This is a genomic window from Streptococcus oralis (assembly GCF_001075875.1).
Lineage (GTDB): Bacteria > Bacillota > Bacilli > Lactobacillales > Streptococcaceae > Streptococcus > Streptococcus oralis_I.
Window position 1 is genome coordinate 1 of record NZ_JUOS01000130.1, and the last position, 17,360, is coordinate 17,360.

19 protein-coding genes and 1 pseudogene are annotated in these 17,360 nt (G+C 32.3%); 18 read left to right on the forward strand and 2 right to left on the reverse strand.

Going from position 1 to position 17,360, the window contains the following annotated elements; all coding sequences use genetic code 11:
* The 4 genes and pseudogenes from ADM33_RS07310 to ADM33_RS07325 form a co-directional block, all read left to right on the forward strand.
* On the forward strand, positions 1 to 94 hold a 94-nt coding region (locus tag ADM33_RS07310), incomplete at its 5' end, for a choline-binding protein A (protein WP_049504161.1).
* Between the two features lie 207 nt (positions 95 to 301).
* Positions 302 to 631: pseudogene (locus ADM33_RS07315) on the forward strand (type ISP restriction/modification enzyme); the annotation flags it as partial.
* Positions 632 to 635: 4 nt separating this feature from the next.
* Positions 636 to 1,856 (forward strand): hypothetical protein, encoded by a 1,221-nt coding sequence (locus ADM33_RS07320; protein ID WP_049504165.1) that lies wholly within the window; start codon positions 636 to 638, stop codon positions 1,854 to 1,856.
* A 104-nt stretch (positions 1,857 to 1,960) separates the two neighbouring features.
* Positions 1,961 to 2,245, forward strand: a complete 285-nt coding sequence (locus ADM33_RS07325; protein WP_049504167.1) for a hypothetical protein — start codon at positions 1,961 to 1,963, stop codon at positions 2,243 to 2,245.
* Between the two features lie 186 nt (positions 2,246 to 2,431).
* Here ADM33_RS07325 and ADM33_RS07330 read toward each other — a convergent pair whose 3' ends face one another.
* The gene (locus tag ADM33_RS07330; protein ID WP_049504169.1) at positions 2,432 to 2,857 is read right to left on the reverse strand and encodes an ImmA/IrrE family metallo-endopeptidase; all 426 of its coding nucleotides are present in this window, start codon (positions 2,855 to 2,857) and stop codon (positions 2,432 to 2,434) included.
* Between the two features lie 2 nt (positions 2,858 to 2,859).
* On the reverse strand, positions 2,860 to 3,195 hold the full coding sequence (locus ADM33_RS07335; RefSeq protein ID WP_049504171.1) for a helix-turn-helix domain-containing protein: 336 nt from the start codon (positions 3,193 to 3,195) through the stop codon (positions 2,860 to 2,862).
* A gap of 910 nt (positions 3,196 to 4,105) precedes the next feature.
* On the opposite strand from ADM33_RS07335, the gene ADM33_RS07340 reads away from it, so the two are divergent.
* From ADM33_RS07340 to ADM33_RS07405, 14 genes are all read left to right on the forward strand, one after another.
* Positions 4,106 to 7,123, forward strand: a complete 3,018-nt coding sequence (locus ADM33_RS07340; protein ID WP_049504173.1) for an SspB-related isopeptide-forming adhesin — start codon at positions 4,106 to 4,108, stop codon at positions 7,121 to 7,123.
* Between the two features lie 87 nt (positions 7,124 to 7,210).
* Positions 7,211 to 7,513 (forward strand): hypothetical protein, encoded by a 303-nt coding sequence (locus tag ADM33_RS07345; protein WP_049504174.1) that lies wholly within the window; start codon positions 7,211 to 7,213, stop codon positions 7,511 to 7,513.
* Positions 7,513 to 7,971, forward strand: coding sequence for a hypothetical protein (locus tag ADM33_RS07350; protein WP_049504176.1), 459 nt, complete (start codon positions 7,513 to 7,515; stop codon positions 7,969 to 7,971). Before ADM33_RS07345 ends, ADM33_RS07350 begins: the two co-directional genes overlap by 1 nt.
* A gap of 19 nt (positions 7,972 to 7,990) precedes the next feature.
* A complete protein-coding gene (locus tag ADM33_RS07355) occupies positions 7,991 to 9,742 on the forward strand; it encodes an FtsK/SpoIIIE domain-containing protein (protein ID WP_049504178.1) in 1,752 nt (583 codons plus the stop codon).
* 277 nt (positions 9,743 to 10,019) lie between these two features.
* Entirely contained in the window at positions 10,020 to 11,249 is a 1,230-nt protein-coding gene (locus ADM33_RS07360) for a replication initiation factor domain-containing protein (RefSeq protein WP_049504180.1), read from the forward strand.
* Positions 11,246 to 11,566: a hypothetical protein gene (locus tag ADM33_RS07365; RefSeq protein ID WP_000568326.1), complete on the forward strand. Its 321-nt coding sequence runs from the start codon at positions 11,246 to 11,248 to the stop codon at positions 11,564 to 11,566. The genes ADM33_RS07360 and ADM33_RS07365 overlap by 4 nt, the downstream gene beginning before the upstream one ends.
* An 81-nt stretch (positions 11,567 to 11,647) precedes the next feature.
* Positions 11,648 to 11,920, forward strand: a complete 273-nt coding sequence (locus ADM33_RS07370; protein ID WP_001152051.1) for a hypothetical protein — start codon at positions 11,648 to 11,650, stop codon at positions 11,918 to 11,920.
* 59 nt (positions 11,921 to 11,979) lie between these two features.
* Positions 11,980 to 12,348, forward strand: coding sequence for a hypothetical protein (locus tag ADM33_RS07375; RefSeq protein ID WP_049504181.1), 369 nt, complete (start codon positions 11,980 to 11,982; stop codon positions 12,346 to 12,348).
* A 22-nt stretch (positions 12,349 to 12,370) separates the two neighbouring features.
* Positions 12,371 to 12,838 (forward strand): antirestriction protein ArdA, encoded by a 468-nt coding sequence (locus ADM33_RS07380; RefSeq protein ID WP_049504183.1) that lies wholly within the window; start codon positions 12,371 to 12,373, stop codon positions 12,836 to 12,838.
* On the forward strand, positions 12,835 to 13,308 hold the full coding sequence (locus ADM33_RS07385; protein WP_000561368.1) for a hypothetical protein: 474 nt from the start codon (positions 12,835 to 12,837) through the stop codon (positions 13,306 to 13,308). The genes ADM33_RS07380 and ADM33_RS07385 overlap by 4 nt, the downstream gene beginning before the upstream one ends.
* 8 nt (positions 13,309 to 13,316) lie before the next feature.
* Positions 13,317 to 14,237: a conjugal transfer protein gene (locus tag ADM33_RS07390; RefSeq protein WP_414716792.1), complete on the forward strand. Its 921-nt coding sequence runs from the start codon at positions 13,317 to 13,319 to the stop codon at positions 14,235 to 14,237.
* Positions 14,238 to 14,242: 5 nt separating this feature from the next.
* Positions 14,243 to 14,461 (forward strand): TcpD family membrane protein, encoded by a 219-nt coding sequence (locus ADM33_RS07395; RefSeq protein ID WP_049504187.1) that lies wholly within the window; start codon positions 14,243 to 14,245, stop codon positions 14,459 to 14,461.
* A 9-nt stretch (positions 14,462 to 14,470) separates the two neighbouring features.
* Entirely contained in the window at positions 14,471 to 14,863 is a 393-nt protein-coding gene (locus tag ADM33_RS07400; RefSeq protein ID WP_049504189.1) for a TcpE family conjugal transfer membrane protein, read from the forward strand.
* Positions 14,847 to 17,354 carry an ATP-binding protein gene (locus ADM33_RS07405; RefSeq protein ID WP_049504190.1) on the forward strand — a complete coding sequence of 836 codons (2,508 nt, stop codon included), beginning with the start codon at positions 14,847 to 14,849 and terminating at the stop codon, positions 17,352 to 17,354. Before ADM33_RS07400 ends, ADM33_RS07405 begins: the two co-directional genes overlap by 17 nt.
* The last annotated feature ends 6 nt before the right edge of the window (positions 17,355 to 17,360 follow it).

Below are 17,360 nucleotides of genomic sequence, written 5' to 3' on the forward strand. Positions count from 1 at the left end.
TAAGTGGTACTATCTGGCTTCATCTGGTAATATGCTTAGCAATACACGCACACCAGATGGCTATTATGTAGATGCCAGTGGTGCTTGGAAATAAATTTTAAACAGAGAAAATCTACTGAGAAGGTAGATTTTCTTTTTTAGTTAATGAATATAGAATAAAGTAGATCAGGACTGGTCTATTTTATTCTATATTTTTTATTTGATTATTATAAATTCACCTTTTAAGTATGGTATAATAGTAACGAAATAACAGTTATTCTAATTTTTCTCTGCTATGATTACATACAAGTTTTTATTTTAAAAAGTAACCAAGATGAGATTCATCCAAAAGCAGGATAAAAAAGGAAAAACGATAAGAGATCTATCAACAATCATATTTAACAGCGATATCACGATTAGAAATATTCCTGAAAAAGCGTATGAATATGTTGTAAATGGGAGATCCACTATTGAATGGATAATGGATCAATATCAAGTTAAAATTGATAAAAAATCTGGAATTACAGATGATACAAATGATTATAGTGATGATGAAAAGTACATTTTTAATTTGCTATTGAGAATCATCAATGTATCTATCCAAACGGTTAATTTAATCAATAGTTTACTTAAATTTGAAGTGGAGGAGTAAAATTATGGATAGCATTAATAATACTTTAAATATAATCATTTTATTGATGAACTCTATAATGGTAACAATAATTTTATTCTTCTATGTAAGGAATAGAAATAGAGAAAAATTAAAAAATCCTAATTTTAGAAGTATAGAAAAAATTATGAACAAGTATTATTCTGGATATTTTTTTAAGTTTCAAGACCTAGAATACTACCCAAAATTAAAAATAATTTATAGAAATCTATTATATGAATTTGACCAAGAAGGAATTTATATAGAAACTCTAGCAGAATACATTAAAACAGAAAATAAAACATCTTATCTAAAGAATTCTATAGCAGTCGTTATTGCTTTTTTTGGTGGTCAAGAATTAGATAAACTCCTTTCTAATTTTAAAAATATTCATGAATATTTTAGCAAAGAAAATTTTAATAATTTATTAAAACAACCAAGTCAGATTTTAAGTGAGCCGGAAAAACTAAATCAAATATTTCTTTTTTTAGCATCGGTTATTTTGATTTTATTTTCTATTTTATTCTTTTTTATTATTCTATTCCTTGATAATAGACATTTTATAAAAAAATATAGTTTAAAAAAGCAAGGGAAGCATATAATAGAAGATGTGATAACTTACTCTAAAAACAACAAAAATATAGGAGATTTAAACTCTAATGATTTCGTTTTCACTGATGAGAATATCTGTTTATTAAATATTGGAATCATAAAGATAGAAGAGATGTTTAAAATCACTTTTCCTAAAAATTTTACGAGTATAGGGAAAAAACTTGTGTATAATATAGAAAATAATACAAATAGAATTGAAATTCCTGGAATTATTTTTAATAATCAGAAGTATACATTTGTTTTTAAGAGACGGTCAAAAAATTCTACTCCATGTCTAATTGACGTTAAAACTCCAAATGGTATAAGTATATCCACGGAGAAAATAAAAAAGTTAATAACAATATTTGAAATCTTATTTTTAGGTGCTGAAATTGAGTATAATAAAATTACTTTTTTCGAAAAAGTGCTTCTTAAATTCACGGCTAATCCTACATTGGGAAGTAAAGTGTTCAAAGTTTTAAAACGCATAGCTTTTATAGGAGTATTTATTCTTTTGTTTATTTTAGTAATTATCGTTGGTATATTTATTATTGGAAATTATCTATTTTATATCCTCCTTTTTATTTATTTCCTCTTTAGATTAGCTCATTATATTGTAAAAAAATTATTTAGCTAATTAAGTACTTAAGAGATAAATTATTATATGGTTGAATTTAGAACCAATAAAAAATTGAGTAAAATATCTAAATAAGCAAGTTTATTGTATCAAGGAGAACTCAAATGGAGTTAAAAAAAGTAATTTATTACAATTCTGTACCACAATTTTTAAAACCTAAATTAAATTATTTTGCAAGAGATTTTCTAAATGATTATTCTGCTCAGATAGAAGACATAGAAGCAGGTTCTAATTTTGAAGTTGATGTAGAGTATGAAGGCAATTTAGAAGTTTATTTCGTTAAGTTTATCTTTAGAAAAAAAGGTGGTAGTGTGTTTAGTGGTAATTCTGAAAATGAATTAGATATTTATTGCAATAATGAACTATCTGCAACTGTAATTTTAGAATAATAAAGTGAGAAAAAATATTATTCGTAGTAGACTATAATGTATATATATTGCTAAGAACGAGAGAGAATCAGTGATTCTTTCTTTTGTAATTTCAAATAAATTCAACGACGTTTTTATATGTGTTTGAAAAGTATGTGATGGATTAAATTTCTACAAATTTTATAGAGTCAAAAAATAACACTATCATCAGATAATGTTATTTTTTTTGTTATCATTGTAAAATTGTCTAGCTATTTCTTTAACATAATTTTCATATTTTGCTGGAATTTCTGCATTTGAAATATAGTTTTGATAATTAAAACTTTCATCAATTGGGTATTCACTATTTACTAGACTCATAAAATCAAGGATTCTTCTTTTTTCAGTATCAGACTCAATATGATTTTTAAAAGTCTCGATCTGAGATAAAGAGTTGTTACAATCATCATTAATGAGATGGTGTTTTTCGTGAAGAAGTATATTTATTTTTTCAATATCTGTTGTATCGGAACTAAGGAAAATAAAGTGTTTGTTATTTGCAAGTACATATCTCCCCTTACAGGATAAGTTGTCAAGAATGACAACTTGGCAGTTTAATTGCTCAATCTCTTTTATAACTTTATTTAGATTCATACTTATTTTTTATTTGCGAAGTAATCTTTCAGATAATTTTTGATGATTTCTCGGTCGTCATCTGTGATAGGCGTACCATCGAAAGCGACTGAATTATCAATAGCAGTATCTAAATCAATATCCGAATCAGGTTCAGGAAAATCAGTTTTCCCTAAAAGGTAGTCAGTTGAAACGTTGAAAAAATCTGCAAGTTTTTGAAGATTTTCTGCTGATGGTTTTCTTAGCCCTTTCTCCCACTGGGCATAACTTTGGGGTGAAGTTTGGAAGTGGTTTGCCACCTCTTTTTGAGTGAGTTTATTGTTCAGTCGAATTTCTTTTAATCTATCTTTAAATTCCATAATAAGTACCGTAATAAGAAATAATAAAATAATTTTACAAAAGTCTTGACAAAGTAATCATTTGATTATATAATAGTCGATGTAATCAAATGATTACATTTTTCTGTGATGATTGACCTTTGAAAATTTAATAAAAAAACGTGTCAGGCAATGATTTACACTGACCAAACACGAATAATTGATGTTGCAACTTTATTATAAGTGATTTATGGTTAAAAGTCAAGTCTGTTAGTAGTTCTAGTTTTTATATCTACTAAGCTTTTATTAAGATCACGTTGGGTATTTCGTCCTTTCGCCTTAGTAGATAAGTAAAGGGAACTGACGGCTGAAAACAGTCAATGATACTTCGTAGAAGGTAGCTAGAGAGAGATAGTGAAGTCTATATGTCGTATGGTCGGTATGTGAGAGTTGAGTAATTAACTTTTGCTAATGCCTTTAGGTAAGAAAGAGGGGATATTGAGTTATTCTTAAATTCGTGACTTTGGCGAAGGTAGTAGGCTTAGAAGCTGAAAATATGCGAAGATATGAGCATATAAATAATCAGGAATCAGTAAAGACATTAGAGAAAAATCTTTACTGATTAGAAAATTAACAATAAGCTTTATTGTTAGTTTTCACAAGAGAATATACTTGTATTCTTTTATGTGAATTAACAATAGGAAATGAGGTGATAAAGAGTTCTTCAAAATTTATGTGCAAGATTATATAGTTTTTAACAATCAATGAATAGATATTTCAAAAGATAGCATACAAAAATGAATTATTATTTTTAAAGTCAGTTGGGTAACTGGCTTTTTTATTTGTAGAAAAGGAGAAAAAATGATTGTAGTAGCTAAGCGATCTCGTTCCCCTTCTTGAAAGTGACGAGATTAAAAAATAAAAATATCAATAAAAGGAGAATTAATAATAAATGTTGAAAAATCAAGAATTTAAGGCTTACGGTTCTATTCGTAAGATGAAATCTGGTGGTGCATGTGGAGTTATCCTTGCACTTGCAATGTTGGGAATGGCTCTCTCTTCAACTGTAACTGCTGATGAGGTAAATGTGAATACCCCTGTAGCTGTAGAAAAGAAAGCAGAATTTGAAGTTGCAATTTCTCATGAATCGCTTGATAAAGCTATGACTGAAGCTAAAGAAGCTGGGGTAAATGTTGAAATTGATGATGTTCAGGATGAAGGAGTTGCAACAAGCGAAACAGTCGTAAGTAAGCAAAAAGAAATTGAAGCTGATTATGCAAAACATGAATCAGAAGTCAAACAGAAAACGGACGAATATAAGAAAGCTAAAACAAATAACGAAGCTGAACGTCGAGCAGTTTTAGCTGAAAACAAGAGTATCGAACGTGATAATGCAAAGAAAAAAGATGACTACAAAGATAGCCTGAAAGCTAAAGAAGATTATAATAAGAAGGTTGACAAGGAAAATACTGAACTAAAAGAGCAGTATGACAAGAAACTAGAAAACTACAACAAGGAACTGACTGCTTACAACAAGCAAAAAGAAGAACTTGCTAAGAAAGGATTGAAGACTGAAAATACTCATATTAAAGTTTATGGCAATTATGATGAAAGCAAACGTGGCAGTGTGGGTTATTACAGAAGCCTAACTGTTTCATTTGAAGGAGTAGAAGATTTAACTGCTGTTAAAGATTATATTGGACTACATTCAGATACGACTATTAGTGGAAGGCGTACAGACTTGCTCTCAAAAAATGATGCTGTTTTTGCTGAAATTGTGAATCCAAAAGTAGGTGATTCATTCACGCTCCATAATGTTGCTGAAAGTAAAGAAGGTCAGAAAATATCTGCTCGATTTACTTTCAATAGTGTGGAAGCTGAGTGGGTTAAGGATGGCAAGCCATTAAGTGCTACAAAGATCTTTATTAGAAAAGACAATGGTAGTGGTTCAATCAATTTCTTGTTTGGGAATCTAGTTCAATTTGACACCAAAATTGACTTTTTTGATGAAAAGTCAGGAAAAGAAGTTGGGATGGCTATCGCTGCTACTTTTAATGATATTGATTATGGACAAGAATTACGCTTTACCTATCAAGATGGTTCAGAAGGAATTGTTTTAAATCCAAATGGTTCAGAAGTTAAGAAAGTAAACCGTGATAATAAGGAATATTATAAAGGCGAATATAAAACCCCATGGACTCATGATGTCCCTGAATTGGGAGTAAAAGCAGGTGATCTTGGATATGCTAACGTAGGGGATGAATCAGATATTCCTCTAGGTTCGCTTCTTTCTGTTGGATATGGTTCTAAGTTGAATTTTGCTTATCACAATGGAGTAGGTGTGCGTGGAGAAGAAGAAATTGAATCCAAACGAGCCGAAGTTAAAAGACAGCTTGGTTCGGCAGGAAGTAATCTGAAAGATGAAGATATTTTCTATCAAGATGGGTGGGCTGTTGGTATCTTTGGTAAGGCAAGTTCAACAGTGCCTGTGACTATCCTTTCTAAGCCACCAGTTGAACCTGAGTGGAAGAAAAAGGATACTAAAGAAATAAAGCTTGTTTTGAGAAAACCAAAAGATTTACCGAATAAACCTGATGCCCCAACTGTAAAAATTAAATATAGACGCTTGCGTGTAAACCCTTCAACTCCAAAACCTGTGAAGGCTATTACTGATAACTTTGGAAACAATATTGATAGCGCAAATACATTTGATAAAAATGTGAAATTCAGTTTGACAACGGATTACAAACCATATTCAACATTTACTGCTGATTCTAAAACTCATGGTAAGACTTGGGCAATGGTAGATGATGTACAAGATGGTGCTTACATGGTAGATGATAACAAAATCACAATGAAGGATTCTACTGGAAAAGATGTAAAGGCTTTATTTAATATGTATCATGTTCTTTCCGAAAAAGAATGTACACAGGAAATTCAAAACATTTTGAAAGAGGCAGGCTTGAATCCAAAAGGTGAGTTCTATATGTTTGTAGCGAAAGACTCGGCTTCATTCTATAAGAATTATGTAAGACAGGCTAAGAATATCACGATTGATCTTCCTGCTCATTTGTTTGTAGAAAAAGGTCAAATTGTGAAGAACGATTTCCACCAAATTGACTTTGGAAATGGCTATGTTTCTAACTTGGTAACTGTTCAAGTTCCTAACTTGAAACCTGAAAAACATGCTTTGGATCACAAAGATAATTCTAAAGTTCGGGACGGTCAAGAAATTCAAATTGGGGAATATCTACGCTATCTTTTGTACGGTGTAACTGTTCCAGCAAAACATGATACTCTTTATCAGTATGATGGCATTGATAAGTTAGATGTTAGACATGATCGTTATACTGGCAATTGGTCAGGAATCATTCGTGGTTCAGAATACCTTGCTGAAAAAGACTTAGTTCTTCCTTATGATGTCGTCTTGGCTGACGGTAAAGTGGTTAAGGCAGGAGATCAGATCGTGAAAGGTTCTGCTTATGCTTTTAAATTTGAATTTGATCAAAGTACAAACTCTGACTTTATCAAGAAGATTGTTAAAGTAACATGGAATGAACAAGACGGTAAGTGGGCTTACACTATTGATAAAGAGTTCCTAAACTCTCTAGGAGTACAAGGTACGTTCGATGCTGATTTCTATATCGAAGTTGAGCGTATCGCAAGTGGGAAAGTTGAAAACACATTTGTCAATATTGTCAATGGTCAAGAGATGGAAGCTAAAGTAGTGACTCATACTCCTGAAGTTCCTAATTCTCCTGAATTACCTAAATTACCTAATCCAGTTAAACCGACTGAGCCATCTAAAACAGTTGAACCTTCCAAGGCAGTTGAATCTGTTAAACAAGAACAATCTGTAGAATTTAAAGAGTTGCCAAATACAGGTACTGATGCAAGTTCTCTTGGATTGATAGGTACTGCTATTTTATCTGTTCTTGGTCTAGCTGGTCTTAAACGTAAAAAAGATTAGTGAAGATTGTGTTGTTGGGCGATAATAGAACAGGATTATCGTCCTTTTATTTTGTTTAAAAATGTAAATAGAAAAGGAAAATAAGAAATGAAAATTGAAAACTTTAAATTCAATCCTGAAGCTATTGGGAAAGCTAACTATGTACGCTCTGAAAAAGCACCAGCAATTATTGAAGGTAAGCCTTTTGAGGGGACTCGACATATTGTGATGAATGGGAAGCACGGTATGTTCTCAATTATCACTCCAAAAGATATGGCTACATATCAAGTAAATGAGGAAGTTGAACCTATTGATCCAATTTTCCTAGAAGATTATGTTGAAGGATCGAATTTCTCTGCTTCAACAAATGTATTTGCTAAAGGACTTAAACGTGTAGGAGGTAATAAATAATGGCTAAAAACGGACTAGAACTTGGAAAGCGTGTAGAAATTTTTTCAAAAAAATATCGTATTTTGAATGACTTGTTGTTAAATTCAAAGGAAGTTTTGGGGAATTGTAAATTTATTAAGAATGAAGGGGCACAGTTTTTAAATATTGATCTCGAAACAGGAGAAGGTGATTATGATGGTGTTGAAGTTTTAGTATATTCAGAAGGACAAGAAGACACTGTATTCTTGAAAGTAACTGAACAATCAGAAGAAGAAATTGATGCTTTGAATCTTGGATATCAAGAAACTATTGATTTTGATACGTTGTTGATCGCATATCATGGTATGCGTAAGGCTGATCGAAATCAAGTTGAGCCTAATAAGCACCGATTCGTATTTGTAGTTGATAAGCTAAAAAAAACTGCTGCCAAACCTAAACAGGATCAAAAGCACGAACAGAAACAAGAACATAAAGGATAATTGCTAAAGGAGAAAAGATATGGGTTTATTTCCTGCGTATAGGGGAATTAAGATTAAGCCTTATATGGTGAATCTTAGATACTTTATCTTTTCTTTTTTCTTTTTGATATTTAGTCCTGTACTTGGATTCTATGTGTATCAAAATTTTGAAAAAATCAAGAATTTGGATATATCATCAATTGTTATCTCTGTGATCCTGTTGATTGTATTTGTTGTTTTAAGTATCTATTTAACATGGTTTTCACAAGAAAGAATATTCCTATTTCAAAAGTTGGAAAGACTATCTAAACTGGCTTTCTTTTTGAAAGAAAATGGATATTCTTATACAAAAAAGGTGAAAAGAGATTCAGGTACGATTGATAAAGTTGTCTTCCCTGTTGTTTACTTGAAACAGAATCGTTATGATTTAGATGTAGCCTTTAAAATGGCTGGAAATAAGTTTCAGGAAAAGTTTAAAAAGATTGCTAGTGAACTTGAAACAACCTTTTTCATGGACTTTATGGAAGTTCAGGACGATATTAAGTTTAAGACTTATAAACTTGCCTATTCTGCGTTTTTGAATCGGATTAAGGTTACTGATGTCAACTATTCGGATAAAGGTATTCAATTGATGAAGAATCTTTATTGGAATCCTATTGATGATCCTCATTTGTTGGTTGTTGGTGGTACTGGTGGTGGTAAAACAGTATTATTGAGAACTTTGATTCGTGCAATGGCTAAAGTTGGTGTAGTGGATATAGGTGATCCAAAACAAGCTGACTTTGTGACTATGGCAGAACAAAGAGCTTTTGAAAGTCGTATTTTTTATGAAGCAGAAGATATAGTTTCTATGGTTGAAAGAGCAGTAGAAATTATGTTTGCTCGTTATTCTTATATGCGCAAGGAACGTGCAGAACATGGTGATAAGGATTTGAAGAAGTTCTATGAGTATGGCTTAGAGCCTTATTTCTTAGTTTGTGATGAATATAATGCCTTGTGTGCTATGCTTGATTTTCAAACAAGACAGCGTTTAGACAATGCTATGGGGCAATTCTTACTTTTAGGAAGGCAAGCTGGTTGTTTTGGAGTAATAGCGATGCAGAAACCTTCGAGAGAAGACTTAGGCTCTAAACTACAAGCGAATATTAACTTCCGTATTTCTGTTGGTCGATTGGACGAGGTAGGTTATGACCTATCCTTTGGGGAAGTCAATAGGAACAAGGAATTTAAGTATGTGAAATATCTTGCTGGTAAGCGTGTTTATGGTCGTGGTTATGCTTGTGTTTATGGAGAAGTAGCGAGGGAATTTTATTCACCGTTACTTGAAAGAAAATTATCATTTTATGATGAATATGAAAAGATAGATAGACGAGAAAATCCCTTCAATCCTTTAGAGAATCCTAGTGTTGGATTATCTGAAGAAGAAAAACAAGTATTACAGGAAGAAATGCAAGCTAAAGAAGAATTGCAAAAAGGGCAAGTTAAAAAAGCTAATTCTGAAATGGTGCAAGAGTTGATGGCTAGTAAGAAAGAAATAAAGAAAGATGAAAAGGGTCTTGCTAAAGCAAGTGATGTATCTATGGATATTGGGGTTAGTTTCTCCTCTGTTCAAAATTTACTGAAGAAGTTAGAAGAACTAGGAAAAATTACGATTATGAGGGAAGATGGAATAATTGTGATGAATCAGGCTCAGGTTCTTTTGGTTAGAGATTTGTTTGAGTTGAAAAAGACAAGAACTCAAAAATGGTCTGATATTTTGGAAGATTTTCCATTTGATGAATACGAACTATGAGAAGAGGGGATATCCCCCTTTTCTTTGTTTATATGTAGTTGGTGTAGTCCAGCTCTTTAGTAGCTAGTAGCAGAAGCGAGGAAGCGAAGCAACGAGCGCCTGCGCTCACTAGCGCTCACTAGAGGGCTGGACTATACTAATTAACCCACCTATTCTAATAGGTGGGTAACAAAAGTTACAAAATGCACTTTACGCTTACGGCGATAAGGGATAAAGATGTGTCCCTTTAGTGATTTTTTGTGTCCCTTTTGGTAAAAAATGGAGTTTTGAAGGAGAAATGGAAGGAAAAAACTTAAAAAAATTTAGAAAAGAACGAAATATGACAAGAAAAGAGTTGTCATTAAAGACTGGTATCCCTGTTTCTACCCTAAAAGCCTATGAAAATGGGTATAGAACATTGAAAAAGGAAGATTTCATAGAAATAAAAAATCAGTTCAATTTTAAAAACGGTGATACTAATCTAACAAGATACATGATTGACTATTTCAGATTTACACTTCACAATGAAACAGATGTATACTTTGTGGCAAAAGAATTTTTTGGATTTGATGTTATGCTTCGACCTGAAACAACTTCATTTATGAAATATGAACTGTTGTATCGTTATGGTGATATTTGGTTTTTCGGCTTTAATTCTTGCTTTAGTGAAAATGGAGAGGATAAAAATAGGATTACGGTTCAATTAAGTGGTCAAGGCTGTCGTCAATTAGAAATGTATCTTGAAAATAGTAACCTAACGTGGCCTGACTTTATAAAAAGGTTTCAGAAGTGTTATGGAGGCGATTTTAGTGTAACTCGAATAGATGTTGCAGTTGATGAAATGGCAATGGAGGATACGAAGGAGAATTTTGATTTGTCAACACTAGTGACTAGATACTATCAACAAGAGATTGTATCACCTTATTTGAAGAGCTTTTCATTTGTCGGTGGTGGAGGATTTGATTTTGAAAATCCATTTGAATCAGAAAATAGGCAAGGCTTATCAATCTATCTTGGTAGTCGTCAATCTGAAATGTATTTTAACTTTTATGAAAAGAGATACGAGATAGCAAAGAAAGAAGGAATTAGCGTATCAGCTAGTGTCAGACTGTTTAGGATATGGAATCGCTATGAAGTTCGTTTTTCGCAAGGAAAAGCTAGGGCATTCGTTTCAGAAGTCTTAGCTGGTAGTGAGATTGCAGAATTAACGAGGTCAATTTTTCAAGGAGCGATACAAATCTATGATGGTACTGATGAACATGGTTTTAGAAAGTATGATAGCAAGTGGCAACAACTTTTCGGAAATCATGAAGCAGTCAGACTAACAGTTATCCCTGAACCTTATTCAGTGGAAAGGACGATTAGATGGTTGGTAGAAAGGGTTTCTAATTCATTATTATTTGTGTCTGAGATTGATCGAATGTTCATGCAAGAGAATATGAAAAAGATAATGGATTCAGGAGAACTTACACCTAGACAGCGAAAAGAATTAGAGTTTCTTCAAAATCAGTTAGGGAGGGCAGAATGATTGACTATAAAGACATTGAAAAAATTGTATATTTGATTCCTGCAAGAAATTTTTATGATGGTTTGACAGATAGTAAATTAGCAAGAGAGTATCAAGCTTATATTGAATTTCAATCTCAGAAATATCATCAAACTAAAAAAAGGAATGATTGGATTGAATTGAAACGATTGATTACTGAGTACGAATCATATTTGGCAAGTCAAGTTGATGTAAAACGAAAACTATTATGGTTTGGATTGTTGAGAAGGAGCAAAGAAGAAATGGAAAATGAATGTTTGAATTTGATTCAACGATTTCATTTAGAGGGGTGGATGTGAATATGAAAGTTAAGAAACGTTCCCCAGCCTGTCTAATTAGAAAATGTAAAAGATAAAAATGAAAGGAAAGAGGTATTAAAAATGGCTTTAGCTGGAAAAGATAAACAAATTATTGATTTGTCGAATGAACTTGCAAAAAAACTGAAGGATCAAGAATTTAAGCAAGCATGGACTATGGCTGGTGAATTGAGTGCACTTCTTAAAAATGAAGAAGAATTGCAACTACCGTATCAAGTTATTGAATGTATCAAGAAAGACCTGTCTAGTTATTATGCGATGAATAAGGAACTTAATAAAGTTACAAATCGAGCATTTGCGATTGGTTGTAGTTTTGAGCGTTCAGCTTCAATTTAATGAAAATTGTGAAGGAGGTCAATTATGGCTTCCTTTTTATTTTTTGGAAGGAGAGTTAAATGAGTGTTAAAGTAGTTTACGATAATTTTTCTGATGTATGTAAAAACTATGTGCATGGGAAAACCTTATTGGATTTACCTGAGAAAGTTATTGCTAAGTTAGATGAATGTTTTGATGGTGTGGAGTTTAAAGAATTTGAAGGTTGTAATCCTGATAATGTAGCAATCAATTCATTTACAGAAGTTGATACGAAGGAATCATTGATTGATTTTGCTAAAATTATAAACCATGAAGAATATGAGCAGTTAGTCAATGAAGAGCGATTATTTGCTTATGTAGAAGAACATAAAGAAGAAATCATCAATCGTTTGAGTGAATCATATACCTATTTAGGTCATGAGGGCGATAGTTGGTTTTTGTTGCAGTAGAAAGTAAAGGAGGGAAATAAAAATGGATTTAATGGTTTTAGTTGATTATAAAGGAATTGCTATACGAGTTTTGCTTCCGATTTCTATTGAAGAACTTGCTGAACGCTTTGGCTATGAAGGTCAAGAGATTGAGGTTACATTTGATTCGATTGAGGGATTGCCTGATTTGGATTGTGAACGATTGAATTTGGATTTAGCAAATGAACTTGCTGAAAAGTTGGAAAATGTAGATGAAGATATTATTTTATCATTCATTGAATCAAATAGCTCTGATCCAAAGGATTTATTAAATGCTGAATTTGATGATTGCTGGTTTTATCCTGATATTACAACTGATCGAGAACTGGGTGAATATCTTGTAGATGATATGGGTGTTGAATTGTCAAGGGAACAATTAGAACTCTATTTAGACTATGAAAAGTATGGACGTGATGTTCGCCTTTCAGAAGGTGGTAGCTTTGTTGATAAAGGTTACTTTGTATCAAGATGATAGCGAATATAAGGGTTCTGAACGAAGGTAATTTTGAATTTCTTTGTGAATTGGATATTATGAAGTACAGTCGAGATCAAATCCTAGAAAGAATGAAAGATAGAGGAATTGAAAAAGATAATTTTTTTATTTGTGGGATTTCTGATTGGGAAGTAGATAAGATTATGTCTTTAGATGAGGTTTACTTGCTGAAGAAAGCAGTGTTGGAATTATATGATGGTGATGAATACATTGTCAAATTTCAATTACAGCGTTATATTCCTGTGACAAAAATTGCAACGACTTATTATAGATTTTGTTCTAAAGATGAAGTTGATACAATTTTTGAATTGACGAAAGAGTTAGATTATAAATCGGTTATTGATTATTTTTTTAAGTGTGGGAATTGGGTGACAGTATTTCAAGGATTTATTAACCAAGGAGAAGTTTTGAATACTCCTAATGGATTTTATAGAAAGGTTTCTTTTTAATGAGGAATATGTTTTTAAAGAAGCCACGAAAAGACAAACAGTTAAAGATTAAAAAAATAAGCCAGAAAAAATCGAATTTGATTTTTTTAGCTGGCTTATCTTTTTTTGTCTTATTCGGAGCTTTTTCTATGTTTGTTTCTTTATCGACTACTGCAAAAATGAAAGCAAGACTTTCTGAATCTCCTGTTGTCGAAGCAAGAAAAGAAACAGATCGAACTTTGGAACAGTTTTTAGATGGCTATGTGAGTAGATATTTTACTTATGATTCACAAGCTGGATCATCTGATGAAAATATCTCCAAACTGAATGACTATTATGGAAGTGTTCCTGATGTAAAAAATCAAGGTCAGACAAAACAGGAAATGAATCTTGTTAGTGCTCGAATGTTAAGTGCTAAAGATGGAATTGCTGTTTACCGTGTGATCTATGATACAAAAAATGGAGATAAAAGCCAGCGAGTAGGGATTGAATTTTCGATTCCTTACGGTGAAAAAAATGGTAAGTATTATGTATCTGGATTGTCTTGGTTTTCTCCTGTAAGTGATTTTAAAGCTGATGGGGTAGAAAAAGAGAATCATGTATCTCTAGTTGCGAATGATGAAATGGAAGAAGGAAAACGTAAAAAGTTGGTATCTTTCATGGAATTGTTCTTTAAAAATTATACGACTAGTCAAGCAAACTTAGATTTGATTTCTAGTGGAATTAAGTCTATTGGTGGAGCAACATTCAAGAGTTTGGATTATACCTATTTCAAGGAAAAAGATGGGAAAATACTTGCTTATGCTCAAATCACTCTTGATGTTGCTGGGACAACTCATAGCGAAAATTTTAGTTTTGAGTTACGACAAGATAAAGATAGTTATTTTGTAGAAAAGATGGAACACATAATTCCATCTGATTTTAATAAAAAGGAAGAAAAAGGAGAATAGAATAAATGGCATTGTTTCAATTTTTAGTATCAAAACTTGGTGTTCCAGCAGTCGCATTTTTTGCTGGTATGAAGGCTCTTAAAGCATGGAAGGAGCAGCAGTTAGGAAAACTTGTTGTGATTGTTTTGGTTGCAGGATTCATTCTTTTCTTTTTTGAAAATCCTGAGACAGTATTAAATGCTACGAAGCCTATTTGGTCTAAAGCCCTTGAATTATTCAAGTAGGAAAATGTTATGAGGAGGGAAGATAAAAAACTCTATGTTTATACTACTGCTTTTAAACAACCTATTTGGGTACATAAAATAAATGAGGATTTCAGTTTACCATTTGCGATAAAAATGTCGACTATAGTCTATACTCTAGTAAGTTTTGTTTTAGTATGGTTCTTACTAGGGTATGTACCCTTATTGGATTGGGGTTTTCGTTTTGTAACTTCATTGTTTGCTGGTTGGTGGTGTGGAAACATATTATCTGAGAATAAGATTGATGGAAAAACATTGTTTCGATTTCTAGTAGACTATTTCAAGTTTTGGGTTGAGTATGATAGAGAACGGACAACAATGTATCTATGTAAAGGAAAAAAATATGAGAAAGTGAGAAGAATTTATCGTGGAATTAACGAATAACATCTGGGCGATAGATGATAGCTTGATTCTCTTAAAAGATGGAAGTGTGCTGGCTGTATTTGAAGTAGAGCCACAAGTCATCAATACGATTGAAGATGGTGAGAAAGAGGACAGCAAAGACCTAGTATTTAATAATTTGTCTAGTGTTGCTGAATACAATGATCTTGCGATTCATACTATTAACTTTGATTTAGATTTAGCAAAGAAGATAGCTTTACTATCTCAGGATATTGAACAAGATGTTGGTACAAGTCCGTTAGGAAATTATGTGATTTCAAAACTAGAAGAAAGGCTAGAGGAAGAAGTTACATATTTAACAGAATCAAGAGATTATTTAGTTGTACCTTTAAAGTCGGTCAACGTGTCGTCTGATTTTAAGGTGACGATTAAGCAGACAATTATGACTTTCCGAAGAACAATTATGAAAATGATTGGCTTTGAGGAGTTGCCGAAAGTTGAATGGTGGAAGGATTGGGAAAAACAGAAAGAATTAATTCAAACAAAGTTACACGCTTTAACTATTAAGGAAGTTGAAAAAACTGATTTAGAGCTATTGAATCGAATTCATTTTTTGAATGGTCAATACTATGATAAGGAAAGTGAAATTGTTGCGCTTGAAAATTCGATTGAGAATGTGGACGAAACAATTATTGAAGTTGGTGCTGGAAATGCTTTGAAGCTGATCAATGGTGAAGAAGAAAGTTATGTTGCAACGATTCCTGTATATGCTTATCCCAAAAACGTTTCTTATCTACATTTACTAGAGGAAATTAAGAATATTGGTTTTCCTGTCAATAGTGTGTTGAAAGTTCGTTTTTCAACAAGAAGTGGAATCTATTCTTTGAGCACAAAAGCAAGAAATAAACGTAAAAATCTTGGGAATACAGTAAATGAAACTGCTGAGAATGATGATGTTCAAAAGATTGAAGTTTTGGAAAGTCATGAGTTGTTAGAAGATTTTCAAGAGAAGCATGATAATAAGGAATTGATGGTAACGTATCTTCACTTGTTACAGATTACTGGTGACAGTATTGAAGAATTGAATGTGAAGTATGATGTATTAGCTTCAAGATTGAAAGATATGGAAGTTGAAATTGTCAAGGCTGTTGCAGATCAAGTTTATTTATTCTATAAGTGTCGTTTGACAGAGTTGATTGATAATAAAAGAGAAAGTTATTTACAATATTCAAGTCTGCGTGGATTATGTGAGAATCTTTTCTTTACAAAGAAAAAAGTAGGTACAGATATTGGCTTTCCTATTGCTCGAATTGATAAAGAAATTGCTTCATGGTTTGGAGATTTTAAACGTGCTTTGGATTCAAGTACCAATATTGTGTTTACGAACTTGCTACAAGCGAATAAAATTGGTATTCATGGAAAGGAGACAAGCAATCCTCATACAGCTATTACTGGTGCGACTGGGAATGGAAAATCTTTCTTGACAAAGTTATTATTTGTTTTTCATGCTCTATTTAAGGCTAGAGTATTATATGTCGATCCCAAAGCTGAAATGAAGAAACAGTTTTTGTCAGTTTTAGCTAAGTTAGAAAAAGCTGGTACTTATAAACCACTTCAAAAATTTATACACTCTATTCGTTTTATCACTTTGGATATGCGAAAAGAGGAAAATAGAGGGGTTCTTGATCCATTCTCATTTTTAGAAGACGAAGGAGAGTTGACAGAATTAGCAACAGTACTTGTAGCTTCTGTATTGGATAAAGATTCTTATATCAAGATTCAACCCTATCTGTTAGATGCGATTGATAAGGTATTTGAGCGTAGAAATACTGGTGAAAAGGTTGGTATGTTGCAGGTATTTGCAGAATTGGAAAGCAATGCAAAAGAAGAAGTTGCTACTGCTGGCTATTTCCTGAAGAGAATTTCAAAGAATTCACTGCTATCTTTGTGCTTCTCTGATGGTAGTCAAGAAGTTTTGAAAACAGATGATAAAGTGATTATTGTTGAAATTACGGGTCTTGATATGCCTAAAGGTACAAATAAAGCTGAAATGACTGAAACTCAGTTGAGAAGTTTGACCGTTATGTATGCTTTAACTTATTTCTGTGCGATTTTTGGTGAACGTGAGAAAGATAAGGAAACAATGTTATTCCTTGATGAAGCATGGCAGATTATGTCAACTCCTGCTGGACGACAAGTAGTTAACCGTATCAAACGTACAGGACGTTCCTTTAACAATTTCTTGGTATTGGTGACTCAATCTGTAAAAGACTTGAAAACAAGTGATGATACAACTGGATTTGGTACAGTCTTTGCTTTTCCTGAACATACAGAAACAGAAGCAATACTGGAACATTTACGAGTTGAAAATGATGAATTATCAAGAGCGTGGTTAGAAAATCAAACAATGGGTCAATGTATCTATTACGATACTTTCGGACGAAAAGAACGTATTACAGTAGATGGTACAATTTTCCCTGAGTTTTTACCATTATTTGAAACAGTTGAATCTAGTTTAGTATCAGTACAGTAAGGGGGA

Bases quoted from the DNA above. Each gene is read 5' to 3' on its own strand.
- ADM33_RS07320 (WP_049504165.1), top strand. From the start codon at position 636: ATGGATAGCATTAATAATACTTTAAATATAATCATTTTATTGATGAAC.
- ADM33_RS07325 (WP_049504167.1), top strand. From the start codon at position 1,961: ATGGAGTTAAAAAAAGTAATTTATTACAATTCTGTACCACAATTTTTA.
- ADM33_RS07330 (WP_049504169.1), bottom strand. From the start codon at position 2,857: ATGAATCTAAATAAAGTTATAAAAGAGATTGAGCAATTAAACTGCCAA.
- ADM33_RS07335 (WP_049504171.1), bottom strand. From the start codon at position 3,195: ATGGAATTTAAAGATAGATTAAAAGAAATTCGACTGAACAATAAACTC.
- ADM33_RS07340 (WP_049504173.1), top strand. From the start codon at position 4,106: ATGTTGAAAAATCAAGAATTTAAGGCTTACGGTTCTATTCGTAAGATG.
- ADM33_RS07345 (WP_049504174.1), top strand. From the start codon at position 7,211: ATGAAAATTGAAAACTTTAAATTCAATCCTGAAGCTATTGGGAAAGCT.
- ADM33_RS07350 (WP_049504176.1), top strand. From the start codon at position 7,513: ATGGCTAAAAACGGACTAGAACTTGGAAAGCGTGTAGAAATTTTTTCA.
- ADM33_RS07355 (WP_049504178.1), top strand. From the start codon at position 7,991: ATGGGTTTATTTCCTGCGTATAGGGGAATTAAGATTAAGCCTTATATG.
- ADM33_RS07360 (WP_049504180.1), top strand. From the start codon at position 10,020: ATGGAAGGAAAAAACTTAAAAAAATTTAGAAAAGAACGAAATATGACA.
- ADM33_RS07365 (WP_000568326.1), top strand. From the start codon at position 11,246: ATGATTGACTATAAAGACATTGAAAAAATTGTATATTTGATTCCTGCA.
- ADM33_RS07370 (WP_001152051.1), top strand. From the start codon at position 11,648: ATGGCTTTAGCTGGAAAAGATAAACAAATTATTGATTTGTCGAATGAA.
- ADM33_RS07375 (WP_049504181.1), top strand. From the start codon at position 11,980: ATGAGTGTTAAAGTAGTTTACGATAATTTTTCTGATGTATGTAAAAAC.
- ADM33_RS07380 (WP_049504183.1), top strand. From the start codon at position 12,371: ATGGATTTAATGGTTTTAGTTGATTATAAAGGAATTGCTATACGAGTT.
- ADM33_RS07385 (WP_000561368.1), top strand. From the start codon at position 12,835: ATGATAGCGAATATAAGGGTTCTGAACGAAGGTAATTTTGAATTTCTT.
- ADM33_RS07390 (WP_414716792.1), top strand. From the start codon at position 13,317: ATGTTTTTAAAGAAGCCACGAAAAGACAAACAGTTAAAGATTAAAAAA.
- ADM33_RS07395 (WP_049504187.1), top strand. From the start codon at position 14,243: ATGGCATTGTTTCAATTTTTAGTATCAAAACTTGGTGTTCCAGCAGTC.
- ADM33_RS07400 (WP_049504189.1), top strand. From the start codon at position 14,471: ATGAGGAGGGAAGATAAAAAACTCTATGTTTATACTACTGCTTTTAAA.